This window comes from Dokdonella sp. (assembly GCF_035511235.1).
In the GTDB taxonomy this organism is placed as follows: domain Bacteria; phylum Pseudomonadota; class Gammaproteobacteria; order Xanthomonadales; family Rhodanobacteraceae; genus Dokdonella.
Genome location: NZ_DATKFQ010000006.1, coordinates 1 through 25,550 on the forward strand (window position 1 = coordinate 1; position 25,550 = coordinate 25,550).

Consider the following 25,550-nt stretch of genomic DNA (forward strand, 5'->3'; position numbering starts at 1 on the left):
GGCGACCAGCGGTCGTACACGAGGTGATCCTGGACGCGTTCGTGAAGCCAGCTGCCTTCCACCAGCTTACGCGGCCGAACACTGCGAGTCCGCCGCAGGCGATAGGCCATGCCGGCCGTCTTCGCCTCGTAGCGAACCCGCATCCCCGGCTCCATCTCTACCTCGTTACGCGCCAGCTCGCGCGAGACCGTCGACACGTCCCGATCCAGACCACGAGCGATCGCACGCAGCGATGATCCATTCCTCCGCTCGATCTGGATCACCGCGCGTTCCTCTGCGCTCAGATGCTGATACTGTCTTGCCATGGCGACACCCTATCCGTTCCTGGGTGTTGCGCTTGGAAGTTGAGACTAAGCTTCGTTGCCGAGCGTCTTGCGCTCGGCGAAGCGCTTCGATTACAGCGCCGAGTGCGGGTTGCGTGCTTGCAGGCTGTCATCGTGCAGGCTCGAATGCGGTTGCATTCAAGCCCGCAGGTGGCAAAACCTTCGGTCACCCTCGACTTTTCGAATGCTGACTCGGCAAATGACTGTCCAGGGGCTGGGCGAGTGGCGCGGCGTGATATTCCGATGCGGGCGCTTTTCCACGCGATCCCTCAAAAGCTCATGAAATACCCGCCATTTACCGGAATATTCGCGCCGGTGATGAACCCCGACTCGTCGGCGGCGAGGAAATCGACCACGCGCGCGATCTCCCAGGGCTCGCCGAGGCGGCCGACCGGGATGTCGGCGACGATGCGTTCGCGGATCTCGCCGGGGATCGCCATGACCAGGGCGGTCGCGCAGTAGCCCGGCGAGACGCTGTTGACGGTGACGCCCTTGGCGGCGACTTCGCGCGCCAGCGCCATCGTGAAGCCATGCATGCCGGCCTTGGCGGCGGCGTAGTTGGTCTGGCCGAACTGGCCGGTCTGGCCGTTGACCGAGGAGATGTTGACGATGCGGCCGAAGCCGCGCCGCGTCATGCCGTCGACCGCGTGGCGGCACAGGTTGAACACGCCGTCGAGGTTGATCCGCAGCACGTCGTTCCACTGCGCCTGGTCCATCTTGCGCAGCGTGCCGTCGCGCGTGATGCCGGCGGCGTTGACGAGGATGTCGACCGAGCCGTGATCGGCCTCGGCCTGCTCGACCAGCGCACGGCAGGCGGCGTGGTCGGCCACGTCGAGCGGCGCGAACGCGATGCGCCCGTCGAAGCCGGCCACTTCGTCGTTGAACGCGGCGACGCGCTCGCTGCGGGCGGCAAGGTCGGCCGCGATGACCTGGCGGCCGGAGCGAGCCAGGGCTTTGCAGATCTCGGTACCGAGACCGCCGATACCACCGGTGACGATGGCGACGCGCTGTTGCATGGTCGATTTCCCCTTTGAAGACGGTTTCGTCGTCGGATGCTGTTGCACCGCGATAGCTGCCGTGGCGCAGCATGAAAACGAAAAAGCCGCGACGCAGGGCGTCGCGGCTCTTGGGACGTTCAGCCGTTACGGCTTGCTGTCGGGTTTGGGCTTGGCGCCGGGCGGCGGCGGCGTGCCGGGCGGGCCGGCGCGCTGAACCGAGTTGGCCGCGGCGGTCAGGAAGCCCTGCTGCAGCGACTTCCACAGATCCACGTTGCGCTCGGTCATGTCGTTCAACATCGACCACGGCGTCTGGCCGAGGATGTTGTTCAACTGGCTGCGGAACTGATGCTGCTGGTCGAGGAAGACCTGGAGGCTCTTCTCGAGGTAGCTGCCCATGAATCCCTGCAGCGAATCCCCGTAGAAGCGGATCACCTGGGAGAGCAGGTTGGTCGTGAACATCGGCTGCCCGTGTTCTTCGTGCTCGGAGATGATCTGCAGCAGCACGGAACGGGTCAGGTCCTCGCCGGACTTGGCGTCGCGGACCTCGAATTGTTCACCGTCGGTGACCAGCTGACGCACTTCTTCCAGCGTGATGTAGCTGGAAATCTCGGTGTCGTAGAGCCGGCGGTTCGGGTACTTCTTGATGATTCGGATTTGTGCCATGCGGCGAAGCTACCAGAACGCGCCGCGCCGCACCAGGGCCGTTTGTTGCGCAGCACGGGCAAACCCGGCGGTACACAAAGAGATTTCAAATCCGTGACTTAGCCATACCCGGCGGTATCGTCCGGCACCGATGCGCGAACGCCGCGCAGGGGCGCGGCGTTCGTGTCGACTCGTCTTTGCTGCACGCAAACCGGCAGGTATGGCCCCGGTTTGCGCACCATGCGCGCGGCGGCGGTCGCGCCTACCAGCCCATGTAATGGCCGCCGTTGATCGCCAGGTTGGTGCCGGTGATCCAGGCCGCCTGCTCGGCGGCGAGGAAGCCGACTGCATAGGCGATCTCGGACGGCTCACCGAGGCGGCCGACCGGGATCTGCGCGACGATCTTGGCGCGGACCTCTTCGGGCACTGCCATGACCATGTCGGTGCCGACGTAGCCAGGCGAGACCGTGTTGACGGTGATGCCGAACTTGGCGTTCTCCTGCGCCAGCGAGATCGTGAAGCCGTGCATGCCGGCCTTGGCCGCCGCGTAGTTGGCCTGGCCATACTGGCCTTTCTGGCCGTTGATCGAGCTGATCTGGATCACGCGGCCCCACTTGCGGTTGCGCATGCCGTCGATGACCGGACGGGTCATGTTGAAGCAGGAGTTGAGGTTGGTGTTGATGACCTCGTGCCACTGCTCGGCGCTCATCTTGTGGAACGTCGTGTCGCGCGTGATGCCGGCGTTGTTGACGAGGATCTCGATCGGGCCGAGCTGACGCTCGACCTCGCGCGCGATGCCCTCGGCCGAGCCAGTGTCGGACACGTCGCCGTGGGCCAGCACGAAATCGTAGCCGTCGGCTTTCTGCGTGGCCTGCCAGGCTTTCGCGCGGGCCTCGTCGCGGTAGTTGGTCGCCACCTTGTGACCCTGCTGGGCCAGGTAGCGGCAGATGGCGGTGCCGATGCCGCCGGTGCCGCCGGTTACCAGTGCAACGCGTGCCGTCATGATGTATTCCCTGTCGTCGGAAGAAGAAAGCGGGCGCCGGGCGCGGTTGCGTGCATCTTCGCGCCGGTGGTCGGATCGCGAGGCCGCTCGCGCACGTCGTGCGGCGATTGTGCCGGCCGGTTCATGAAACTTCCCGCTGCGTTGCGTCACGTCCCGGCGCCGGCCGCGTACCGCGCGGGATTCGCGCCGGGTCGAACGCCCGCACGGCTGCGGCGAGCAGGCCGTGGAGATCGTCGCGGTCCGGCACGCTTTGGCCGAGGAAGCGCAGCGCCAGGCGCAGCGCCGGCAGCGGATCGGCCGGGTCGACCGGGCGCGCCTGGTCGCGCTTGCCGAGCTTGCGGCCGTCGGCGTCGAGCGCCAGCGGCAGATGCATCCAGGCCGGCTGCGGCAGGCCAAGCAGGCGCTGCAGCAGGCACTGGCGCGGCGTCGAGTCCAGCAGATCGGCGCCGCGGACCACCTCGGTGATGCCCTGCGCGGCATCGTCGACGACCACGGCCAGCTGGTAGGCCGGCCAGCCGTCGTTGCGCCAGATCACGAAGTCGCCGACCTCGGCCACGACGTCCTGTTCGATCGGCCCCTGCACGGCATCGTCGAAGCGGACGACGCCGGGCGGCACGCGCAGACGCACCGCGGCCGGCCGGTCCGCGGCCGGCGGCGGCGCGATGCAGCGCGCCGGATGGCGGCCGCCGTACGGTGCGAGGTCGGCGCGGCTGCAGGCGCAGCGATAGGCCAGGTCCGCCGCGATCAGTCGGTCGCGCGCGGCCGCGTGGCGGGCACGGTCCGCGCTCTGGCGGACCACCGGTCCGTCCGGCGCCAGGCCGAACGCGATCAGCTGCCGCACGATCGCTTCGCCGGCGCCGGGCACCTCGCGCGACGGATCGATGTCCTCGATCCGCACCAGCCATTCGCCCTCCTGCGAGCGCGCCCGCAGCCAGCTGCCGAGCGCGGCCACCAGCGATCCGAAGTGCAGCGTGCCGGTCGGCGAGGGAGCGAAGCGTCCGCGGTAGCTCATCGCGTGCAGAAAGTTCCGGAGCGGGATGTTCGGCGGTGAACCAACGTCCCCGACCTCGAGTCGAAGCCGCTCGCTGCTTGAAATGCGGACAGTTTATCCTCAGCTTCGCCTGCACGACGCGCCCAGCCCTACGCGAGGAACCCATGCGCAGAATCCTTCTCTTCATTGCGACCAACCTGGCGGTGATGCTGCTCTTGACGATCATCGTCAAGCTGTTCGGCATCGACACCTATACCTATCGCAACGGAGGCATCAACCTGCAGGGCATCCTGATCCTGTCGGGCGTGATCGGTTTCGGCGGTTCCTTCATCTCGCTGGCGATGTCCAAGTGGATCGCCAAGACGCAGACCGGCGCCCACGTGATCGACAATCCGCGCAACCCGACCGAGGCCTGGCTGGTCGCGACCGTGCGCAAGCAGGCCGACGCGGCCGGCATCGGCATGCCCGAGGTCGCGATCTACGACGCGCCCGAGATGAACGCGTTCGCGACCGGCATGAACCGCAACAGCGCCCTGGTCGCGGTCAGCACCGGCCTGCTGCAGCAGATGAACAAGGACGAGGTCGAGGCCGTGCTCGCGCACGAGGTCAGCCACGTCGCCAACGGCGACATGGTCACGATGGGCCTGATCCAGGGCGTCGTGAACACCTTCGTGATCTTCCTGGCGCGCGTGATCGGTGCGGTCGTCGACCGCGCGATCAGCGGCAACCGCGAGGGTGGTACCGGACCTGCGTACTTCCTGATCGTGCTGGTGCTGCAGCTGGTGCTCGGCGTGCTGGCCTCGATCATCGTGATGGCGTTCTCGCGCTGGCGCGAGTTCCGCGCCGATGCCGGCGGCGCCACGCTGGCCGGCCGCGAGAAGATGATCAACGCCCTGGCGCGCTTGGCCGGCAACCACGGCGAGAACACGCTGCCCAAGGCGATCCAGGCCTTCGGCATCTCCGGCGGCGACCTGCGCAAGCTGTTCTCGAGCCACCCGCCGATCGAGGAGCGCATCGCCGCGTTGCGTGCCGGCACGGCGACGCGCTGATCACTGCGTCCGCGCGTGTCGCATCGAGACGAGAGGCCGCCTGCGCGAGCAGGCGGCTTTTTCTTTGCGCGCATCGCGAACTCGTCCAGAGCCTCCGCCGGCGAGGGCAGACGGTGAAGGTCGGTATTCCCACGGCGGGCGCCGTCCGCCGGCTCAGACGGCCCGGCAGGCAGGAGGCGCACACTGTCCAGGCGTCGTAGCGGTATCCGCGCCGAAGCGCGGGCCGCGGCCTTTCCGACGGATGGATTCGTTCGGGCGCCGGTGCTCCACGGGCTCGTCCGCCCGACGGCCATGCCAGGCAGCCCATCTGCGAAAGCGGCGCGACCGAATCGGCAGTCGGCCCCTCGCGCGCCTGGCCGTCGCGCGGAGGCGGCCGCCTTCGCGCAGCGAGGCAACGGGTCTGGTGTCTTGTGACTTCATTATGAAATGGTCACAAGTTGTAAGCCCCGGCCTCGGGCGCTAAGCTTCCGGACATGACCAGGACACGTACGCCCGTCCCCCAGGCGAGGGGGCCTTCGGACCATGAGGTCCGCAACCAGATCGTCGAAGCGGCCACCGAGTACTTCGGTCATTACGGCTACGAGAAGACCACGGTCTCCGATCTGGCGAAGGCGATCGGCTTCTCCAAGGCCTACATCTACAAGTTCTTCGACTCCAAGCAGGCGATCGGCGAGGTCATCTGCTCCAACCGGCTGAGCATGATCCGATCGGCCATCGACGAGGCCGTCGCCGGCGCGCCCTCGGCGTCCGAGCAATTGCGCCGTCTGTTCAAGACCCTGGTCGAGTCGGGCAGCGAGCTGTTCTTCGACGACCGCAAGCTCTACGACATCGCCACCACCTCGGCCAGCGAGGCCTGGCCGTCCGCTCGCGACTACGAAGGACACGTCAAGGGCCTGATCGAGCGGATCGTGCGCGACGGCCGCGAGGCCGGCGAGTTCGAGCGCAAGACACCGCTGGACGAGGCCGCCGACGCGATCTATCTGGTCATGCGCCCGTACCTCAATCCGCTGCTGCTGCAGTACAACCTCGACCAGGCCGACGAGGCGACGGCGCGGCTGTCGAGCCTGATCCTGCGCAGCCTGACGCCATGAAAGATTGATGTGACTATTGACTGATTTGGTCACAGGAATAGAATAGGCGCCCTGTCCCATCCGGAAGGGTTCCCATGCGTCGGCGTCCGCTTGCTTCGTATGCCATGTGGTTGTTGCCTCTGGTCCTGACGGCATGCGGCGAGGACCGCATGGCCGATCCACGCACCGATCCCCCCTGGGTGCGGGTCGGTGCCGCGCAGGGCGCGACCGCCGCGTCGCGATCGTTCACCGGCGTGGTGGCCGCGCGCGTCCAGAGCGACCTCGGCTTCCGCGTCTCGGGCAAGGTGCTCGAGCGCCTCGTCGATACCGGCCAGACCGTCACGCGCGGCCAGCCGCTCATGCGCATGGACCCGGTCGATCTGCGCCTGCAGGCGCGCGCGCAACAAGAGGCGGTCGCGGCGGCGCGGGCATTGGCCCGGCAGGCCGCTGACGACGAAGCGCGTTATCGCGATCTGGTCGCCCGAGGGGCCGTTTCGACATCCGCCTACGATCAGATCAAGGCCGCGGCCGAGACCGCGCGGGCGCAGCTCAAGGCCGCCGAGGCGCAGGCCGACGTGGCCCGGAACGCCTCCAGCTACGCGATCCTGCCGGCCGATGCGGATGGCGTCGTCGTCGAGACGCTCGCCGAGCCGGGCCAGGTCGTGAGCGCCGGCCAGCCGGTCGTGCGGCTGGCGCGGGCCGGCCAGCGCGAGGCCATCGTGCATCTGCCCGAGACGCTGCGCCCGGCGGTCGGATCGGTCGCGCAGGCGCGGCTGTACGGCCATCGGGAGGCCGCCGTGACGGCTCGTCTGCGCCAGCTGTCCGACGCGGCCGACCGCACGACCCGCACCTACGAGGCGCGCTACGTGCTCGAAGACGACCTGGCGCAGGCGCCGCTGGGCGCGACCGTCACGGTCGACATCGCCGACGATCTGCAGGCGGCCACCGCGCTGCAGGTGCCGATCGGCGCGCTGTTCGATCCGGGCCAGGGGCCGGGCGTCTGGGTCGTCGAGGGCCAGCCGGCCAAGGTGGCCTGGCGCCCGGTGCAGGTGCTGGGCCTGTCCGACGAGGCGGCGCAGGTGCAGGGCGATCTGCGCGCCGGCGATGCGGTGGTCTCGCTCGGCGCCCATCTTCTGCGCGAAGGCCAGAGCGTCAGGCCGATCGCGCCGGGCGACTCGGTGGCCGCCGGGGATCGCCGATGAGCGAGGGTCGCTTCAACCTGTCGGCGCTCGCGGTGCGCGAGCGCTCCGTCACGCTGTTCCTGCTCTTCCTGATTTCCGCCGCGGGCGTACTGGCGTTCTTCCAGCTCGGGCGCGCCGAGGATCCGCCGTTCACGATCAAGCAGATGACGATCGTCACCGCCTGGCCCGGCGCCACCGCGCAGGAGATGCAGGACCAGGTCGCCGAACCGCTGGAAAAGCGCCTGCAGGAGCTGCGCTGGTACGACCGCTCGGAGACCTTCACGCGTCCGGGCCTCGCGTTCACGATGCTCTCGCTGCTCGACGCCACGCCGCCGTCGGAAGTGCCGGAAGCGTTCTATCAGGCGCGCAAGAAGCTCGGCGACGAGGCGCAGAAACTGCCCGCCGGCGTGATCGGGCCGATCATCAACGACGAATACGCGGACGTGACCTTCGCGCTGTTCGCGCTCAAGGCCAAGGGGGAGCCGCAGCGACGGCTGGTGCGCGACGCCGAAACGCTGCGCCAGCAGCTGCTGCACGTCCCGGGCGTCAAGAAGGTCAACATCATCGGCGAGCAGCCCGAGCGCATCTTCGTGTCGTTCTCGCACGACCGCCTGGCCACGCTCGGCGTCACGCCGCAGGCCATCTTCGCCGCGCTCGACAGCCAGAACGTGCTGACCCCGGCCGGCTCGATCCAGACCCGCGGACCGCAGGTCTTCGTGCGCGTCGACGGTGCGTTCGACAACCTCGAGCAGATCCGCCGGACCCCGATCGTCGCGCAGGGACGGACGCTGAACCTGTCCGACGTGGCGACCGTGGAGCGCGGCTACGAGGACCCGGCCACCTTCCTGGTCCGCAACGGCGGCGAGCCGGCGCTGCTGCTGGGCATCGTCATGCGCGACGACTGGAACGGACTGGACCTCGGCGAGGCGCTCGAGGCGGAAGTGGCCAGGATCAATGCGGGACTGCCGCTGGGCATGACGCTGAGCAAGGTGACCGATCAGGCCGTCAACATCCGTGCGGCGGTCGACGAGTTCATGGTCAAGTTCTTCGTCGCCCTGCTGGTGGTGATGGTGGTGTGCTTCCTCAGCATGGGCTGGCGCGTCGGCGTCGTCGTCGCGGCCGCCGTGCCGCTGACGCTGGCGGCGGTGTTCGTGATCATGGCCGCCTCCGGCAAGAACTTCGACCGCATCACGCTCGGCTCGCTGATCCTGGCGCTGGGCCTGCTGGTCGACGACGCCATCATCGCCATCGAGATGATGGTGGTGAAGATGGAGGAAGGCTACAGCCGCATCGCCGCCTCGGCCTATGCCTGGAGCCATACGGCCGCGCCGATGCTCTCCGGCACGCTGGTCACGGCGATCGGCTTCATGCCCAACGGCTTCGCCCGCTCCACGGCCGGCGAATACACCAGCAACATGTTCTGGATCGTCGGCATCGCCCTGATCGCGTCGTGGGTGGTCGCGGTCGCGTTCACGCCGTATCTGGGCGTGAAGCTGCTGCCGGACATCCGGCGGGTGGAAGGCGGTCACGCGGCGATCTACGACACGCGCCACTACAACCGCTTCCGGCGGCTGCTGGGCCGCGTCATCGCCGGCAAGTGGCTGGTCGCCGGCGCCGTGGTCGGTGCGTTCGTACTGGCGATCCTCGGCATGGGCGTGGTCAAGAAGCAGTTCTTCCCGACGTCGGACCGGCCCGAAGTGCTGGTCGAGGTGCAGATGCCGTACGGCACCTCGATCGAGCAGACCAGCGCCGCGACGGCGAAGGTCGAGGCCTGGCTGGCGCGGCAGGCCGAGGCGAGGATCGTGACCGCCTACATCGGCCAGGGCGCGCCGCGCTTCTTCCTGGCGATGTCGCCGGAACTGCCCGATCCGTCGTTCGCGAAGATCGTCGTGCTCGCCGGCGACGACCAGGAGCGCGAAGCCCTCAAGTTCAGGCTGCGCGAGGCGATCGCCGATGGCCTAGCGCCCGAGGCGCAGGTGCGCGTCACCCAGATCGTGTTCGGTCCGCCCTCGCCGTTTCCGGTGGCATACCGCGTCATGGGGCCCGACCCCGACACGCTGCGCACGATCGCCGATGAGGTCAGGCGCGTCCTGCAGGCCAGCCCGATGATGCGCACCGTCAATACCGACTGGGGCCCGCGCGTGCCGACGCTGCACTTCACGCTCGATCAGGATCGGCTCAATGCGGTCGGGCTGACCTCCAGTTCGGTCGCGCTGCAGCTGCAGTTCCTGCTGAGCGGCGTGGCGCTGACCGAGGTGCGCGAGGACATCCGCTCGGTGCAGGTGGTCGGCCGCGCGGCCGGCGACATTCGCCTGGACCCCGCGAAGATCGCCGGATTCACGCTGGCCGGATCGGCCGGGCAGCGCATTCCGCTGTCACAGGTCGGCACGGTCGAGGTGCGCATGGAAGATCCGATCCTGCGCCGCCGCGACCGCACGCCGACCATCACGGTGCGCGGCGACATCGCCGAGGGGCTGCAGCCGCCGGACGTCTCCACGGCGGTCCTGGAACAGCTGCAGCCGGTCATCGAGCGGCTTCCTTCCGGTTACCGGATCGAGCTGGCCGGATCGATCGAGGAATCGGCCAAGGCCACCACGGCGATGCTGCCTCTGTTTCCGATCATGATCGCGCTCACGCTGCTGATCATCATCGTGCAGGTGCGCTCGATCGCGGCGATGGTCATGGTGTTCGCGACCAGCCCGCTCGGCCTGATCGGCGTCGCGCCGACCCTGTTGTTGTTCCAGCAGCCGTTCGGCATCAACGCCCTGGTCGGCCTGATCGCGCTGTCGGGCATCCTGATGCGCAATACGCTGATCCTGATCGGGCAGATCCATCACAACGAGCAGGAGGGATTGAGTCCGTACGACGCGGTCGTCGAGGCCACGGTGCAGCGTGCGCGCCCGGTGATCCTGACCGCCCTGGCCGCGATTCTCGCCTTCATCCCGCTGACCCACTCGGTGTTCTGGGGCACGCTCGCCTACACGCTGATCGGCGGCACGTTCGCCGGTACGATCCTGACGCTGGTGTTCCTGCCGGCGATGTACGCGATCTGGTTCAAGATCCGCCCGGACAGCGCGCGCCGGCCCGAGGCGGCGCCGCAGCCGGCATGACGAAGCCGCGGCGGGCAGGGCGCAGCGATGCGCCGGCCCGCCGCGGCGATGCCCGGTCTCGGTGCGGTTCGCGGCAGCAGACGGCGCCGGGACATGCGCGAAGACTGCGGGGGGTGGGCCGCAAGACGCGACGCGGCGCCGCGCCGGAACGCTGCGGCCGTCAGGCCGCCAGCGAGGTGCTGATCGCGGCGATCAGCTCGGACTCGTTGACCGGCTTGGTCACGTAGGCCTTGGCACCCTGGCGTGCGCCCCAGATGCGGTCGGTCTGCTGATCCTTGGTGGTGACCAGGATCACCGGAATATGGCTGGTCTTGGGATCGCGCGAGATCGTGCGCGTGGCCTGGAAGCCGTTGAGGTTCGGCATGACCACGTCCATCAGGATCAGGTCCGGCAGGTCGCGGCGCGCGGCCTCGACGCCGGCGGCGCCGTCCTCGGCGGTCAGCACCTGGTGGCCGAGCTTTTCCACCAGCCGGCTCAGGCCGACCAGCTGGGAAGGAGAGTCATCGACGATCAGGATGCGCGCCATGTCAGCACGATAGAGTCCGGGTATACGTCGCGGCATTCTAAACAGCGCGCTCCCGGTCCGCCACACGGCGTGCCGGGCAGCGCGGGAACGGCGCCAAAACGCCGACCGCCGGTCGCCGGCTCAGCCGACCGTGACCAGCTTGCGGCCGAACGAGTCGCCGCCGAGCATCGTCTCGAACACGCCGCCGAGCTCGTCCAGCGTGACGTTCCCGGTCGCGATCGTCTCCAGGTGCTGCGGCTTCCAGTCGCCGGCCAGGCGCTGCCAGATCTCGTCGCGGATCGGCCGCGCGGTGCCGGTCGAGGCGACGCCGAGCACCGACAGGCCGCGCAGGATGAACGGCATCACCGTGGTCGCCAGTTCCGCGCCGCCGGCATTGCCGCAGGTCGCGATCGCGCCGTACGGACGGATCACGCGAGTCAGGCCCGACAGCATGTCGCCGCCGACGTTGTCGATCGCGCCGCCCCAGTGCGCGGCCTCGAGCGGACGCTGGCCCCAGTACAGCTCCTTGCGCGCGATGCACTGCGTCGCGCCGAGCCCGATCAGGAAGTCGAACTGGTCGGCCTTGCCGGTGATCGCCTGCGCCTCGAAGCCGGCGCGCGTCAGGATGTCGATCGCGAGCATGCCGACGCCGCCGGTGGCGCCGGTCACGACGATCGGCCCCATGTCCGGCGTCTGGCCGTTGCGGATCAGCTGGAACACCGCCAGCGCCGCGGTGAAGCCGGCGGTGCCGAGGATCATCGACTCGCGCAGCGTCAGCCCGGCCGGCAGCGGGATCGCCCACTGCGATTCGAGCTTGACGTATTCGCCGTAGCCGCCGTCGCGCGTCTCGGACAGGCCGCAGCCGGTGCACAGCACCGCATCGCCCTCGCGGAACGCCGGGTCGGTCGACGCCGCGACGTAGCCGGCCGCGTCGATGCCGCCGTTGAGCGGATGGCGGCGCAGGATCTTGCCCTTGCCGGTGCCGGCCAGCGCGTCCTTGTAGTTGATCGACGAGAACGCGGTCTTGACCAGCACCTCGCCCGGCGTCAGTTCGTCGGCGGACATCTCCTCCAGCGCGGCGCGGTAGCCGTCGGCGTCGTTGTGGATGCGAAGGGCGCGGAAGCGGGCAGGGGACGACATGGGCAGGCGATACCGGGCAGCGGACACGAACCGCCATGATGCCGTCCGGCCGCGGTCCGGCGCCAGCCTGCGATGAGCGCGAATGGCGGCGCCGCGGTCCGAATGGGGTCAGAGTCACTTTTGCCGATCGCCGACTCAGAGAGAAAGCGACAGAAAAGTGACTCTGACCCCGTTTGCCCCCGTTCCAAAATTAGCACGATCGTTCTATTATCAGCGCCCATGAACCGCCTCGCCGCCACGCGCAAGGGCGTCGCCACGCGCGATGCATTGCTCGATCACGCCTATGCGATCGCCGCCGCGCAAGGCCTGGAAGGGCTCTCGCTCGGCGAGCTGGCGCGCGCGGCCGGCATGTCCAAGAGCGGCGTGTTCGCGCATTTCGGCTCGCGCGAGGATCTGCAGCTGGCCGTGCTCGACCATGCCGCGCAGCGCTTCACCGAAGAGGTCCTGGTGCCGGCGCTGCGTGCGAAACGCGGCCATGCGCGGCTGCGCGCGATCTTCGTCGGCTGGCTCGACTGGGTCCGCGACAACCGCGACGGCTGTCCGATCCTCAGTGCGGCGATCGAGTACGACGGCCGTCCCGGCATCCTGCGCGAGCGCATCGTCGCATTGCAGACGCGCTGGCGCTCGGAGCTGCGCCGCGCCGTGCAGATGACGATCGACGCCGGCGAACTGCCGCCCGATACCGACGCCGCGCAGGTCGGCTTCGAACTGTTCGGTCTGGTCCTGGCCTACCACCACGATGCGCGACTGTTCGAGATCGAACCGGCCGCGCAGCAGTCGCTGCGGGCGTTCGACCGTCTGCTCGGCCGCCCCGTTTCCTGAGCGTCCACCGGAGTTTGCCCATGCCCGCTCTTGTCTCGTCGAAAAATAGCACGATCGTTCTAAAAAGATGGGTCCGCGAGTACGGCCTGCGCGCCCGTTTCGCGCTCGGCGGCTGGCTGCAGCCGCGCCGGACCTTGCAGCGCGCGGCCGATCTGTTCGCGACGCCGCTCGCGATCGCGCGCGTCCGTGCGCGCGATGCCGATCCGGCCGGCGCCGCGCTCGGCGAGGTCGACACCGCTGATGGCCGCATCGCGACCTATCTCTGGGGCGATCCGGCACGCGAGCCGGTCGCCGTGCTCGCGCACGGCTGGTCGAGCTACGGCCTGTTCCTGCTGCCGTGGGTCGCGCCGCTGCGCGCGGCCGGCTATGCGGTGGTCGCGTTCGACCAGACCGGACACGGCCGCAGCGACGGCTCGCGATCGAGCCTGCCGGCGTTCGCCGAGGTGCTCAGCCGCGTCGCCGCGCGGTACGGCCGCCCGTCCGTCGTGATCGGCCACTCGCTCGGCGGCGCCGCGACGATGCTCGCGCTGGCCGGCGGCCTCTCGGCTGACCGCGCGGTGCTGATCGCGCCGCCGGCCGATCCGTTCGCGGCCGGCGAGCGCTTCGCGCGGCGGATCGGTCTGGCCGAGCATCTGGCCGTGCGTCTGTTCGACGACTGGCAGGCGCGCGCGCAGGTCCGCGTCGACAGCCTGCAGGCGCACCGCGCCGCGCCGGCGCTGACGCTGCCGGCGCTGATCGTGCACGACCTGGCCGACCGCGAGGTGCCGTGGGACGAGGGCGAGCGCTATGCGCGCTACTGGCCCGGCGCGCGCCTGTTGACGACGACCGGCCTGGGCCATCATCGCATCGTCAACGACCCGGCCGTGATCGGTGCGGCGCTGCGCTTCCTGGCCGGCGACGCGGTGGGGCAGCGCGTGGTGTCCTCGCCCGATCTGCCCTACGGCTTCTTCTGATCGGCCGGCTTCTCGGCCGGCTTGTCCTTGGGCTTGATGCGCGGCAGCCCGAACGGATGCGGCTTGTCCTGAACCGGCTGCACGTTGCCGTCGTCGGTCGCGACCAGACGCACGTCGTCGATCCAGCCGGTGCCGCCGTCGAGCAGCTCCGCGCCGACCGACACCACGCGCACATGCGGCGGCACCGGACCGCGGATCGTCACGCGCTGCCATTTCGGCTGCGTGCCGGTCATCGGCTCGGACGCGACGTCCGAGATCACGTAGCCGCCGTCCTCGAAGTGGATGAAGATGCGCCAGCCGAGCGGACCGACCTCGTCGGTGCGCAATGCGGCCGAGAACTCGACGATCGTCCCGGCCGGCGGCGCCGGCACGCGCTGATGGATCAGGCCGTAATACTCGGGCGTGAGCCGCGTGATACGCGCCGCCTGCTTGCCGGCGGACGGCCGCCGCTTGTCGGCCACGGTCTCGTAGGCCGGCACGCCGCCGTGCTGCATCGCCGGCCAGCCAGGGATGTCCGCGCCCTGCATCGCGTCCTCGAAATCCGGATTGACCAGCGCGATGTCGCTGCGCTTGACCGCCTTGGGCGTGTCCTGGGCGGCGCCGGCCTTGCCGCCGGCCTGGGCCCAGGCCGCGGGGGCCGCGATCAGGAGGGCGGCGAGCGCGAGTCGTTTCATTCGAGGTCCTCCAGACATGACGTGAATTCGGGGGGCGCTCACAGCCGGCACTGCGGCGCGCGGCCGTCGGCGCGCGCAGCCTCGTAGACCGGCAGCAGCGATGGTGCCCGCGCGGCCAGGCGCTCGGCGCGGCGCGCCGGATCCGGATGCGTCGACAGCAGTGCCGGCGGCCGCGATCCGCCGGCATCGGCCTGCATGTTCTCCCACAGCGTCGCCGCCGCGCGCGGATCGAAGCCGGCCGCGGCCATGTAGCGCTGGCCGAGCTCGTCGGCCTCGCTCTCGTGCAGCCGCGAATACGGCAGCAGCACGCCCACGGTCGCGCCGATGCCGAGCAGGGCCAGCGCCTGCGCATTGTCGTTGCCGCTGGCCGCGCCGGCGACCGCCGCGGCCGCCATCGCGCCCTGTGCAGCCAGCTGCTGCGACATGCGCTCCGCGCCGTGCTTGGCGACGACGTGGCCGAGCTCGTGGCCGACCACCGCGGCGACCTGATCCGGCGTCGTCGCGACCTTGAGCAGACCGGTGTTGACGCCGACCTTGCCGCCCGGCAGCGCGAACGCGTTCGCGCTGTCGTCGGCCATCAGGGCCACTTCCCAGGTCTGCTCGCGCCACGGCGAGGGCAGCTCGGCGATCAGCGCATCGGCGATGCAGCGCACGTAGCGCTCGCGCTTCGGATCGTTGGCGAGCTTGCCCTGAGACTTGATCTGGTCGAACGCCGCCGCGCCCATCCGCGACATCTCCGCGTCGGAGACGATCATCAGCTGCGTGCGTCCGGTCGGCGCGGTCGCGCAGGCGGCCAGCAGCGCCGCGGAGAACACGATCAGGGTCTTGCGCATCGATTGCCGCTCCTGGAAAGCCGTCCGCGAGGATACCGGCCGCCCGCGGCAGGGTCGATACGGCGCCGCGACACGGTGTCGCGGCATCCGCGGCTAGAATAGGCGGTCTTGAAACGTCCGCTTCCGGAGTCGCCATGAGCTCGCCCGCCCCGCAGGTTTCCGCCCGCGCGCCCGCCGCCGACGCAGCGCCGCTGCGTTTCGTCACCGCCGCCAGCCTGTTCGACGGCCACGATGCGGCCATCAACATCATGCGCCGGCTGATCCAGTCGCAGGGTGCCGAGGTGATCCACCTCGGCCACAACCGCTCGGTCGAGGACGTCGTGCGCGCGGCACTGCAGGAGGACGCCGATGCGATCGCGCTGTCGAGCTACCAGGGCGGCCACGTCGAATACTTCAAGTACATGGTCGACATGCTGCGCGAGCGCGGTGCCGGCCACATCCGCGTGTTCGGCGGCGGCGGCGGCACGATCACGCCCGAGGAGATCCGCGAGCTGCAGGCCTACGGCGTCGAGCGCATCTACCATCCCAACGACGGCATGAAGATGGGACTGGTCGAGATGATCGAGGACGTCGTCGCCCGTGCTGCGGGCAAAGGGGGGCAGGGGAAAGGGGGTCAGAGTCACTTTTCCCCGGGCAAAGGGGGTCAGAGTCACTTTTTCCCTGAATCCGCTCGCTTGTCTGCCGCGTCCGAAAAAAGTGACTCTGACCCCCTTTCCCCCCTTTCCCCCTCCCTTTCGGACGAGATCGCGATCGGCCGCCTGCTCTCGGCGATCGAGGACGGCACGATCACCGAGCCCGACCTCGCGCGGCTGCGCAAGCAGTGGCAGCTCGCCGGCGGCAAGACGCCGGTCGTCGGCATCACCGGCACCGGCGGCGCTGGCAAGTCCTCGGTCACCGACGAGCTGCTGAACCGCTTCCTCGCCAGCTTCCCGCAGATGCGCATCGCGGTGATCTCGGTCGACCCGACGCGCCGGCGCACCGGCGGCGCGCTGCTCGGCGACCGCATCCGCATGAATTCGCTGCGCTCGCACCGCGTCTACATGCGCTCGATGGCGACGCGCCGCCAGAACGTGGCGACCAATGCCGTGCTCAAGGACTGCATCGGCTTCCTGAAGAGCCTCGGCTACGACCTGGTCATCGTCGAGACCGCCGGCATCGGCCAGAGCGATTCGGAGATCGTCGATCTCGTCGATTTCCCGATGTACGTGATGACCAGCGACTACGGCGCGGCCAGCCAGCTCGAGAAGATCGACATGATCGACTTCGCCGAGTTGATCGTGCTCAACAAGTACGACAAGCGCGGCGCCGAGGACGCCTTGCGCGATGTGCGCAAGCAGTGGAAGCGCAATCGCGTCGCGTTCCAGACGCCCGACGCCGAGGTGCCGGTCTATCCGACGATCGCCAGCCAGTTCAACGACCCCGGCGTCAGCTGGATGTTCGCGAACCTGTGCCGGCTGCTGCGCGAGAAGCTCGGCCTGCCGGCCGACGCTTGGACACCGAAGTTCGACACCACGCTGAAGGAACCGCGCGCGACCGTGCTGATTCCGGGCCAGCGCGTGCGCTACCTCGCCGAGATCGCCGAGCAGGGCCGTGCAATCAATGCGGCGATCGACCGTCAGGCCGAGGCCGCCGACCGCGCACAGTCGTTCTGGCAGGCGCTGCAGGAGATCGAGGATCCGAAGCTGCCCAAGGCACTCGGCCTTTACGATGCCGACGACCTGACCGAAGCCGGCGACCGCTCGCTGACGACGCTGCGCCAGCGCTACAACGACGCCGTGCAGGCGCTGACCAGCGAAAACCTCAAGAACCTGCGCGAGTGGCCGCAGCGGCTGAAGTCGATCACCGATCCGGTCAACGAGTACCAGGTCCGCGGCAAGACGATCCGTGTCGAGAACTACCGCGAATCGCTGAGCCACCAGCAGATTCCGAAGATCGCCGCGCCCACCTACAAGAGCTGGGGCGAGCTGCTGGTTTTCCTCGGCAAGGAGAACCTGCCCGGCAGCTATCCGTACACCGGCGGCGTCTATCCGTACCGGCGCAGCGGCGAGGATCCGATCCGCATGTTCGCCGGCGAGGGCACGCCCGAGCGCACCAATCGCCGCTTCCACTACCTGTCGGTCGGCCAGCCGGCCGCGCGTCTGTCGACCGCGTTCGACAGCGTGACGCTGTACGGCGAGGATCCGGCCGAGCGGCCCGACATCTACGGCAAGATCGGCAACTCCGGCGTCAACATCCCGACGCTGGACGACATGAAGAAGCTGTATTCCGGTTTCGATCTGTGCGCGCCGACCACGTCGGTGTCGATGACGATCAACGGTCCCGCGCCGATCATCCTCGCATTGTTCATGAACACCGCGATCGACCAGCAGGTCGAGAAGTACCTCAAGGCCGATCCGGAGCGCTGGGCCGAGGCGCAATCGAGGATCGAGGCGTTCTTCGAAGGCCGCACGCGCCCGCGCTATCACGGCGATCTGCCGGCCGGCAACGACGGGCTGGGCCTCGGCCTGCTCGGCATCACCGGCGATCAGCTGCTCGACGCCGAGACCTACGCGCGCATCAAGGCCGAGACGCTGGCGACCGTACGCGGCACCGTGCAGGCCGACATCCTCAAAGAGGACCAGGCGCAGAACACCTGCATCTTCAGCACCGAGTTCGCGCTGCGCATGATGGGCGACATCCAGCAGTACTTCGTCGACCACAAGGTGCGCAATTTCTATTCGGTCTCGATCAGCGGCTATCACATCGCCGAGGCCGGCGCGAACCCGATTTCGCAGCTCGCGTTCACGCTGTCCAATGGTTTCACGATCGTCGAGTACTACCTCGCCCGCGGCATGCAGATCGACGACTTCGCGCCGAACCTGTCGTTCTTCTTCAGCAACGGCATGGATCCCGAGTACACGGTGATCGGCCGAGTCGCCCGCCGCATCTGGGCCCGCGCGATGCGCGAGCGCTACGGCGCCAATGAGCGCAGCCAGATGATGAAGTACCACATCCAGACCAGCGGCCGGTCCCTGCACGCGCAGGAGATCCAGTTCAACGACATCCGCACGACGCTGCAGGCGCTGTACGCGCTGTTCGACAACTGCAACAGCCTGCATACCAACGCCTACGACGAGGCGATCACGACGCCGACCGAGGAAAGCGTGCGCCGCGCCGTCGCGATCCAGATGATCATCAACAAGGAGCTCGGCCTCAATTTCTGCGAGAACCCCTGGCAGGGCAGCTTCATCGTCGACCAGCTGACCGACATCGTCGAGGAAGCCGTCTACAAGGAGTTCGAGGCGATCAGCGAGCGCGGCGGCGTGCTCGGCGCGATGGACACGATGTACCAGCGCGGCAAGATCCAGGAAGAGAGCCTCTACTACGAGCACAAGAAGCACGACGGCAGCCTGCCGCTGGTCGGCGTCAACACGTTCCTGCCGAAGGAACACGGCGGCGAGATCGCGACCGAAATCGAGCTGATCCGCTCCACGCCCGAGGAGAAGGCCCAGCAGATCGCCAACGTGCAGGCCTGGCAGGCCTCACGCAACCGCCTGGCGCCGGAAGGCGAGACCGAGCATGGGCATGTGGTCGAGGACGCCGCCGCCGAGGGCGAGGCGCACGACGGACATGGGCTGGCGTATCTGCAGCGCACGGCGCGTGAGCGCAAGAACGTGTTCGCCGCGCTGATCGAGGCGGTCAAGACGCATTCGCTGGGGCAGATCAGTCATGCGTTGTATGACGTCGGTGGCGAGTATCGGCGGAACATGTAGCCTGCCGATCATCGCGACGAACTGGCGCAGAATGGGTCCAACGCTCAGGCGTTGAAGCCGTTGAGCCGTATTGCTGGAGCCGACAATGACCAAGCTCGTTGCGATCGAACCCAAGGACGGCCGTCATCTGCTGCTTCGTTTCTCGGATGGTGCGTGGGGTATCTACGACTTCTCGCGATACCTGGATGCTCAGACGGAGATGACCTCGCCTTTGCGCGACTCGAAGTTCTTCGCGCGCTGCTTCATCGAGGCGGGTACGCTGGCTTGGCCGAACGGATTCGATCTCAGCGCCGAATCGTTGTATCGGCGGCTGCAGGAGACGGGGCAGTTGAGCAAGGACGCGGCAGCGGCTTGAGGACGAGACGGCATGAAAGCCGGCAAGTTCTGTATGGGCACGAGAATGATGCTGGAGCCCGACAGTGAGTGATGAGTGGCGCCAGCCTCATTGCTGGTTTGAAGATGCTGAGCGTGCGCAGCTGCGCGCATGGGTGAAGCTGAGCACGCGCGCGAAGATCGACTTCTTCGAGGAGATGATCGAACTGGCGTACCTCAGCGGCGCTCTGTCGCCGGAGCGGTTGGCGCTGCGCGACGCAGAGAGCTTGGAGCCGCGGCGGGATTGTTCGTCGGCGCATCGTTCGAAAATTGGCAGCAATGACGCGAGTTGATGTACCCGTGGCTCTTCGTCGCCAGCGTGAATTGAGCTGTGCGATGACGTCGGCAGGCTGACGAGCGCGGCCCGTAGACCGTTCGCCTCGGTTGCGACGCAACTTGAACGGCGGGCCTTTTTGTTGCTTACTCCACCGATCGACGCTTCAGGGGGCGAAGATTCGGGATGGACTCCTCGGCTGGATGCCGGTGCGGGGAAGCACCGTGGAACCGTTTTCTTCTCGCGCTGATCGGTGCTGCCGGCGTCCGCGCCGCAGCCTGCCGATGCCGGGCCGCCTATGCCGCGGCTGAAAGGCCTCGCCTGCAACAGGTCGAGCAACGCATTAGTTTCTATGCCGTGGTCGGCCATACTGCGCGTGGTTGCGCTGCGCGCCTGACTGGCAATTCGCAAGCGGCTGAACAGCCTGTCAATGCAATGGCATGCGGCTTCTCGCGTTCGATAGGCCTTCGCGCTCGTCAAATAAGAGACTCTGGCCCTGTTCGCCTTTGGTCTTGTTCCGTGAAAAGTGAACCTGCCCCCGTTCTCCCGTTCTCAACCCCGTTCTCGCAATCTCCAACTGCAAGCAGACGCCACTGCCACCTGCCTGTCTTGCGGAAAAGTTCCCGCCATTGCATTCATTCATGCCTCTTCTGGCCAGTTCCAGTCGGCGGGTTTTACGCACGGAGAGTACGTGTAGTGTTTGGGCTGGTTGCCGGCAGTTTGGCCGGGCCTAACAATTCATTCAACCGGACTCCGCTTCGCGGCACCGGTTAACTCAAGCGTTGGGCCTAGTAGAGAAGCACATGCTTGAACCGGAAGCGACCACATTCTTCAGGGAAGGCTGGCGGAAGTACCTCCGGCACCTGCCAGAAGATATGGTGCACCCGATTGAGGTGTTGGTACTGCGCGGCCACATGCTCATTGAGCGGCAACTGATTCAACTCATCGAGCGCAACATTGCAAAGCCGGAAGCGCTTAACCTTGAGCGCATGACCTTCTCTTCCAAAATCCGCCTCGCAGAGGCCTTAAGAGGCAATCAAACGCGGCCTTGGCTGTGGGAAGCACTACGCGGGTTAAATAAGCTCAGAAATTCGTTCGCTCACAAACTAGAGGATGATAAGCGCCAGAGCCACATCGCGACCTTCGTCGCCCTAATTCGACGCGACGACCCTCTAACATTTTCAATCGCAGGCACCGAACTTGATTCGCAGCTCGCTTTCTCTTTGTCTTGGCTGCATGAAAGGCTGCTAAATGAGAGCATCAGTATCGGAGAGGGCTAGGCCTAACCATCGATTCCACGCGACGTCCCGGCCAGCGTCGGCTACGCCGCCCCGTCCGGGGCGCGCGTGAACCGGGGCGTGGGCGTCATGAAGATCGATCAGAAGCGGATCGTTGCTGAGGCTCTCGTGCAGTCAGAGCGTTTGCTCAATGATACCGTCCTTTAGGCCGCTCATTGCGGTTCGTGAGCAGCTTGCATACATCGATGCTCTTGTCAGCGGCGCCAGCACTGATCCTGCTGGCTTGGAGAGAGTAGATATGGGTGTTATGCCATGCGCGAGTTCGAGGATCGGGCGCCCCAGTTCGCAGAGAAGCTTTATGCAGTCGCGGTTTTGGTACAACAATTTAAGGTAAGGCTTGTCACTGCCCAACTGGACGCTCTACTCGCGGCCCGGCCGCGAGTGAGCTGAGGCGTTAGGCGTCAGAACAGGGTAATCGCGTTGGCTACAAAGCATGACGTTACTGATTGGGTAGCTTCGGCACTCGGGCGCTTAGGCGGCAGCGCATCTCTTGTTGAGGTGGCGCGTGATCTGTGGAAGCACCATGAGTCGGAGCTGCGCTCGTCCGGCGATCTCTTCTACACGTGGCAGTACGACATGCGTTGGTCAGCCAATGTGCTTCGCCGCAAAGGCATCATGAAAGCGGCCGAGGTCTCCCCACATGGCGTTTGGCAGCTTGCTGGCGCCTAACAATTCACTCAAGCCGATGTCGCTTCGCGGCACGGCTTAATTCAAGTGTTAGACGTGTTTACCACCACCAGGGAGAACTGCATGGAAAAGCAATTCGTCGGTGCCATTCACTCGCTCAACAAAGTCCGTATCACCTTTCACTCCAAGGAAGATGGGGCTCCGTTGTCTCGGGTCTGCGCTCCGATGGACTTTGGCCCGAGCCGACGCGCTCACAACAAGGATGATCGCTTTCACTCCTGGGACTATGAGAGCGACCAGAAGAATCACGTTCTCAGTTTGTTGCCGGGTCAAGTCCTCTCGATTGAGGTTTTAGATGACAAGTTCGACCCTGCCGAGTTTGTCACTTGGCAACCGCACTGGTTTGTTGCGAGAAATTGGGGGGCGTACTCGTAACACGTCTAACAATTCATTCAAGCCGACGCCGCCTCGCGGCTTAATTAAGCGTTAGCCGTCAATCAACCAGTAGGGGATTCTTTTGAAAATTCACGATGATCATTTTTACCACGGGTCCGCACTTATACAGATCGCGGAGAACCCGAATTTTACCGCCATCAACGCCCTCAAGCTGGGGAAGAATGTCATTCGAGTGGCGTATCGGATAAACGACGACATCTCCGTATACTTTAAGTATGCCTCGAAGCCAATCGGCGCTCATAAAGAGTATGTCTTTACTTTCAATAAAGCTCATCTGGCAGATCTCGCCAAAATTGCGGCCATAACCCCTGCAACCTTCGTAGCGCTAATTTGCGTCGAAGACCGAGAAATTTGCACGCTGCCCTATGCTGGCTTGCAAGCGTTACTCAAGCGACGCGAGAAGAGTCATGGCGCACCAGAAGACAACCTTACGGTGCTAGTAACTGCGGAGGCAGGCAAGAGTCTCCGCGCGTATGTGAATGCATCCGGCAAGAAAAACACAATGCTTGGCAAGGCACTGGTGGTTAGCCGTAACGCGTTTCCTGGCGACATCTTTGGCTAACAATTCATTCAAGTCGACGCCGCTTCGCGGCGCGGCTAATTCACGCGTTAGATCACGGAGCGGAGTTCGTGGCAGTTGACCTAAAAAAGCGCGATAGCTAGCCGCGCGATTCAGTCGAGCGGTCGGCTAAAAGTCCAATAACGGGGTCAGGTTCTTAGGTTTCCCCACGTTTTCATACCGTCAGCTCCATCTGATCGGTGACTTCTGGCGGCAGTGACCGCATGCGGTCCAGCCATCTGGATACAGATAGCGGGGTTAGGTTCACTTACCGTGTCGCGGTATCGCTGCGGGGGCGATGAGCGGGCCGGATGCCGGCGAAGCGCTGGGTCTTGGCTTCGACCATGGCGCGGAGGTCATCGCGTCCCCATGCGCGCTGTTGCTGCAGGTAGTCGCGGATGGCTTGCAGGTCCTCGTCCGGGAGCGCTTCGCGGAGTAGCGATCGATAGGCCGCCGCGCGATCGGTGCCCGTGGCGCCGAGCCCCACATAGGCAGGGTGGAGCGAGAGCAGCGGATCGCCGCGCCGGCCGCACAGGTGTGCGCAGCCGGACCAAGCGTACTGTTCCGGAACATCGGACAACCGTGCCCGAACCGGGTTGAGGTCGATGTATCGGGAGCAGTTCAGCACGTAGCGGTCGCCTCCCACCAGGCAGGACTTGTAGCGTCCCTCCCACAGTGTTCCGGTGCGGTGATGGCGGGCATTGAATTGCCCTACATACTGGCGTCCGAGTTTTTGCATCAGCCGGGCTACCGCGCCGATCTCGGTCGGGGTCACGAGCAGGTGGACGTGGTTGTCCATGAGGACGTAGGCATGCAGGGCGACCTCGGTGGCCAGCAACGATTCGCGCAGCAGAAGCAGGTATCGCCGTCGGTCGCAGTCGTCCAGGAAGCAGGGCAGGCGATTGTTGCCGCGCTGCACGACGTGCTGGGCGATGTTCGGCAGATCGAACCGGGATTGTCGGGCCATGCGGCAAGTCTCGCCGCTGCCCGGCCTCATCCGTCAGCGCTGATCGCCGATTCTTGCGTCAGAAATCGGCTCGATATGCACCACGGCTGCTCGAGACGTGAACCTCGCCCCGCTTACTGCGGTTTGCTGCAACGAAGACCGCACCCCGCGTCAGATTCCACGAGGCAAGCTCGCAGCGGTACGAGGCCTTTGCATCAGTAGCGCCGAACGATCATCAAGTCGCTCTGCAAACGTGCAGTACTGTGAACGCGCATTGCGTGGCGTGCAGTTTGCAACCGAAACTTTATACTTTTACCGTTGACACGATCGGTGCGCCGCGTACTCTGCGGTAGAGCGTTCGCTTTAGCTGCACGAGCAACTTTGAGGGAGACGACGCCGGGAGAATCGGGCGAAGCGCGTCCAAATCGACTGCGCTGATCGCGCAGCGTGCTGCAAAGACAAGCGCCGCAGGAGATGAAGCGTGAGACGTTGGATATGGCTAATGCTCGTGGCTGCGGTGCTCGCGGCTTCCGTGTTTGTGATTGCAACCGCAAACCGTATACGCCAAGACCATCCAACATCGGTCGAGGTGTCTGCGCAGCCTTCGACCGATCGGACTTCAAGTCCACCTGAGACGCAGGGCTCGCCCGCAAGCGCCTTGGCAAATGCCACTCGGCGGCCGGGGACATTGACGAACGAAGAAATCGGCGATCTTCAAAAGCCGGTTCCCGGCAAGCTGATGGACGTGATTGATGAGCTGGCGCCACGCGCCGAGGCAGGAGATGCGCGTGCTGCGCATCAGATTTTCATCAAAATCAATGACTGCAAGTGGGCCATTGAAGCTTCGGTAGCGGCGATCCCTACGACAGATGAGACCGCCAAGTCCGCAGAGAAGGCGCGGTTAAGTGAGGCTCTGGCGCGATTGGAGAGCTGCGAGGGAATCACCCAGGACCTAATCGATAGCCGAGCGAAGTGGTTGACGATGGCGGCCGACAATGGCGATCCGCTGGCTCAACTCACGTACGCGAGCAGTTCATCCTTAATCTTGGGTGGCGCTGCAGAAATGATGGCGAATCCGCGTGCTGTCGACGACTTCAAGAGGAAGTCACTGAACTTCTTGATGTCGCTGGCCGAGCGAGGAGACGTATCAGCGATCCTGCAGCTCTGCGGCGCTTACGACGCGGGTGTCTTGGTGCCCCAAGATTCCGTAAGAGCGTACGCCTATGCCGTTCTTGCGAACCTCATCACTGGTCGAAGCCAGAATCTTGTCCAGGTAATGGGAGGAAATCTGACCATAGAGCAACAAGAGCAGGGCCAACAGATTGCCCGTGCTCTTCATCGCCGCTGCTGCGGCTAGTCAACCCATGACAAGGAAAGCGTAAATGAAAGCCTTCAGCATCGCAGTTCTGATGACACTCCTGATCGGACTGTCTGTTCCCGGTGAAGCACAAGCTCGAACCATCGGCATCTATCTTTGCGAAGATTGCGCCTTGCATTCACCATTTCCAGACAAGAACACCGGGAATGAGATCTTGTTGCATCAGGGCAATTGGAACAACATGAATCCGGGAGACAGGATGGAGGAAGGGGACGTCATCATCCTGTGCAATGGCACCGTATGCGTGCCGTACACGCGAAATGCTGATGGCACTTACACGGGTGGAACGCCGGTCCCCCAGCTCCCCCCCAGTGGCCCGGGACCCGGTGGTGGCGGTGGTGGAGGCGGTAGCGGGACGCCGCCGGGCGCGCTTGGTGGAAGGTTGGTCTGTGGTTACGTGAATGGCGTACTTAGCAGCTGCCAGTACGTGTACGAGTACATTGTATAAGCTTTGTGACGATGGCCGGCAATGAGCTTGTTGCCGGCCATTACGCACCGCAAGAAAGCGGGAACAGGTTCACTTGCGGCCGGTGCGCGGACGATGGCGGCGAAACACTGAGCCTTAGCCTCGACCATAGCGCGGAAGCTGTCTAT

At 66.0% G+C, this 25,550-nt stretch carries 24 protein-coding genes; 14 read left to right on the forward strand and 10 right to left on the reverse strand.

Features of this window, described 5'->3' with window-relative positions; genetic code table 11:
* The 5 genes from VMR06_RS03110 to gluQRS all read right to left on the reverse strand — a co-directional run.
* The coding region (locus VMR06_RS03110; RefSeq protein WP_325372893.1) for a helix-turn-helix domain-containing protein at positions 1 to 305 on the reverse strand (305 nt) is incomplete at its 3' end.
* Between the two features lie 287 nt (positions 306 to 592).
* Complete coding sequence (gene phbB / locus VMR06_RS03115; RefSeq protein WP_325372895.1) at positions 593 to 1,339, reverse strand: acetoacetyl-CoA reductase; 747 nt, start codon at positions 1,337 to 1,339, stop codon at positions 593 to 595.
* 126 nt (positions 1,340 to 1,465) lie between these two features.
* A complete protein-coding gene (phaR, locus tag VMR06_RS03120; RefSeq protein ID WP_325372897.1) occupies positions 1,466 to 1,984 on the reverse strand; it encodes a polyhydroxyalkanoate synthesis repressor PhaR in 519 nt (172 codons plus the stop codon).
* A 241-nt stretch (positions 1,985 to 2,225) separates the two neighbouring features.
* A complete protein-coding gene (gene phbB / locus VMR06_RS03125) occupies positions 2,226 to 2,966 on the reverse strand; it encodes an acetoacetyl-CoA reductase (RefSeq protein ID WP_325372899.1) in 741 nt (246 codons plus the stop codon).
* A 121-nt stretch (positions 2,967 to 3,087) separates the two neighbouring features.
* The gene (gluQRS, locus tag VMR06_RS03130) at positions 3,088 to 3,978 is read right to left on the reverse strand and encodes a tRNA glutamyl-Q(34) synthetase GluQRS (protein ID WP_414648054.1); all 891 of its coding nucleotides are present in this window, start codon (positions 3,976 to 3,978) and stop codon (positions 3,088 to 3,090) included.
* A gap of 143 nt (positions 3,979 to 4,121) precedes the next feature.
* Between gluQRS and htpX the strand changes: the two genes are divergently transcribed.
* The 4 genes from htpX to VMR06_RS03150 all read left to right on the forward strand — a co-directional run bounded on the left by htpX (position 4,122) and on the right by VMR06_RS03150 (position 10,367).
* Positions 4,122 to 5,006: a protease HtpX gene (gene htpX / locus VMR06_RS03135; protein WP_325372901.1), complete on the forward strand. Its 885-nt coding sequence runs from the start codon at positions 4,122 to 4,124 to the stop codon at positions 5,004 to 5,006.
* A 473-nt stretch (positions 5,007 to 5,479) separates the two neighbouring features.
* Positions 5,480 to 6,097, forward strand: coding sequence for a TetR/AcrR family transcriptional regulator (locus VMR06_RS03140; RefSeq protein ID WP_325372903.1), 618 nt, complete (start codon positions 5,480 to 5,482; stop codon positions 6,095 to 6,097).
* Positions 6,098 to 6,171: 74 nt separating this feature from the next.
* Entirely contained in the window at positions 6,172 to 7,278 is a 1,107-nt protein-coding gene (locus tag VMR06_RS03145; protein WP_325372905.1) for an efflux RND transporter periplasmic adaptor subunit, read from the forward strand.
* Complete coding sequence (locus VMR06_RS03150) at positions 7,275 to 10,367, forward strand: efflux RND transporter permease subunit (protein WP_325372907.1); 3,093 nt, start codon at positions 7,275 to 7,277, stop codon at positions 10,365 to 10,367. The genes VMR06_RS03145 and VMR06_RS03150 overlap by 4 nt, the downstream gene beginning before the upstream one ends.
* A 160-nt stretch (positions 10,368 to 10,527) precedes the next feature.
* Here VMR06_RS03150 and VMR06_RS03155 read toward each other — a convergent pair whose 3' ends face one another.
* Positions 10,528 to 10,893, reverse strand: a complete 366-nt coding sequence (locus VMR06_RS03155; RefSeq protein WP_067645292.1) for a response regulator — start codon at positions 10,891 to 10,893, stop codon at positions 10,528 to 10,530.
* Positions 10,894 to 11,013: 120 nt separating this feature from the next.
* A complete protein-coding gene (locus VMR06_RS03160; RefSeq protein WP_325372912.1) occupies positions 11,014 to 12,012 on the reverse strand; it encodes an acryloyl-CoA reductase in 999 nt (332 codons plus the stop codon).
* Positions 12,013 to 12,231: 219 nt separating this feature from the next.
* Between VMR06_RS03160 and VMR06_RS03165 the strand changes: the two genes are divergently transcribed.
* Both VMR06_RS03165 and VMR06_RS03170 read left to right on the forward strand, forming a co-directional pair.
* Positions 12,232 to 12,834, forward strand: a complete 603-nt coding sequence (locus VMR06_RS03165; protein WP_325372914.1) for a TetR/AcrR family transcriptional regulator — start codon at positions 12,232 to 12,234, stop codon at positions 12,832 to 12,834.
* A gap of 20 nt (positions 12,835 to 12,854) precedes the next feature.
* A complete protein-coding gene (locus VMR06_RS03170; RefSeq protein ID WP_325372916.1) occupies positions 12,855 to 13,787 on the forward strand; it encodes an alpha/beta hydrolase in 933 nt (310 codons plus the stop codon).
* Here VMR06_RS03170 and VMR06_RS03175 read toward each other — a convergent pair.
* Entirely contained in the window at positions 13,772 to 14,461 is a 690-nt protein-coding gene (locus VMR06_RS03175) for a hypothetical protein (protein WP_325372918.1), read from the reverse strand. The two genes, VMR06_RS03170 and VMR06_RS03175, sit on opposite strands and share 16 nt — an antisense overlap.
* Before the next feature lie 38 nt (positions 14,462 to 14,499).
* Positions 14,500 to 15,294 carry a M48 family metallopeptidase gene (locus VMR06_RS03180; RefSeq protein WP_325372920.1) on the reverse strand — a complete coding sequence of 265 codons (795 nt, stop codon included), beginning with the start codon at positions 15,292 to 15,294 and terminating at the stop codon, positions 14,500 to 14,502.
* A 134-nt stretch (positions 15,295 to 15,428) separates the two neighbouring features.
* Between VMR06_RS03180 and VMR06_RS03185 the strand changes: the two genes are divergently transcribed.
* The 6 genes from VMR06_RS03185 (at position 15,429) to VMR06_RS03210 (ending at position 22,635) form a co-directional block, all read left to right on the forward strand.
* Complete coding sequence (locus tag VMR06_RS03185) at positions 15,429 to 19,046, forward strand: methylmalonyl-CoA mutase family protein (protein ID WP_325372922.1); 3,618 nt, start codon at positions 15,429 to 15,431, stop codon at positions 19,044 to 19,046.
* Positions 19,047 to 19,131: 85 nt separating this feature from the next.
* Positions 19,132 to 19,401, forward strand: coding sequence for a DUF2442 domain-containing protein (locus VMR06_RS03190; RefSeq protein ID WP_325372924.1), 270 nt, complete (start codon positions 19,132 to 19,134; stop codon positions 19,399 to 19,401).
* Between the two features lie 64 nt (positions 19,402 to 19,465).
* Positions 19,466 to 19,711, forward strand: a complete 246-nt coding sequence (locus VMR06_RS03195; RefSeq protein ID WP_325372926.1) for a hypothetical protein — start codon at positions 19,466 to 19,468, stop codon at positions 19,709 to 19,711.
* Between the two features lie 784 nt (positions 19,712 to 20,495).
* The gene (locus VMR06_RS03200) at positions 20,496 to 20,972 is read left to right on the forward strand and encodes a hypothetical protein (protein WP_325372928.1); all 477 of its coding nucleotides are present in this window, start codon (positions 20,496 to 20,498) and stop codon (positions 20,970 to 20,972) included.
* Between the two features lie 768 nt (positions 20,973 to 21,740).
* Positions 21,741 to 22,052: a hypothetical protein gene (locus VMR06_RS03205; RefSeq protein ID WP_325372930.1), complete on the forward strand. Its 312-nt coding sequence runs from the start codon at positions 21,741 to 21,743 to the stop codon at positions 22,050 to 22,052.
* Positions 22,053 to 22,134: 82 nt separating this feature from the next.
* Positions 22,135 to 22,635: a hypothetical protein gene (locus tag VMR06_RS03210; protein WP_325372932.1), complete on the forward strand. Its 501-nt coding sequence runs from the start codon at positions 22,135 to 22,137 to the stop codon at positions 22,633 to 22,635.
* Positions 22,636 to 22,900: 265 nt separating this feature from the next.
* On the opposite strand, the gene VMR06_RS03215 is transcribed toward VMR06_RS03210, so the two are convergent.
* Positions 22,901 to 23,599, reverse strand: a complete 699-nt coding sequence (locus VMR06_RS03215) for a transposase (RefSeq protein ID WP_325372934.1) — start codon at positions 23,597 to 23,599, stop codon at positions 22,901 to 22,903.
* 460 nt (positions 23,600 to 24,059) lie between these two features.
* On the opposite strand from VMR06_RS03215, the gene VMR06_RS03220 reads away from it, so the two are divergent.
* Both VMR06_RS03220 and VMR06_RS03225 read left to right on the forward strand, forming a co-directional pair.
* Positions 24,060 to 24,935 carry a hypothetical protein gene (locus VMR06_RS03220; protein ID WP_325372936.1) on the forward strand — a complete coding sequence of 292 codons (876 nt, stop codon included), beginning with the start codon at positions 24,060 to 24,062 and terminating at the stop codon, positions 24,933 to 24,935.
* A gap of 25 nt (positions 24,936 to 24,960) precedes the next feature.
* A complete protein-coding gene (locus VMR06_RS03225) occupies positions 24,961 to 25,404 on the forward strand; it encodes a hypothetical protein (RefSeq protein ID WP_325372938.1) in 444 nt (147 codons plus the stop codon).
* Positions 25,405 to 25,550 lie beyond the last annotated feature (146 nt).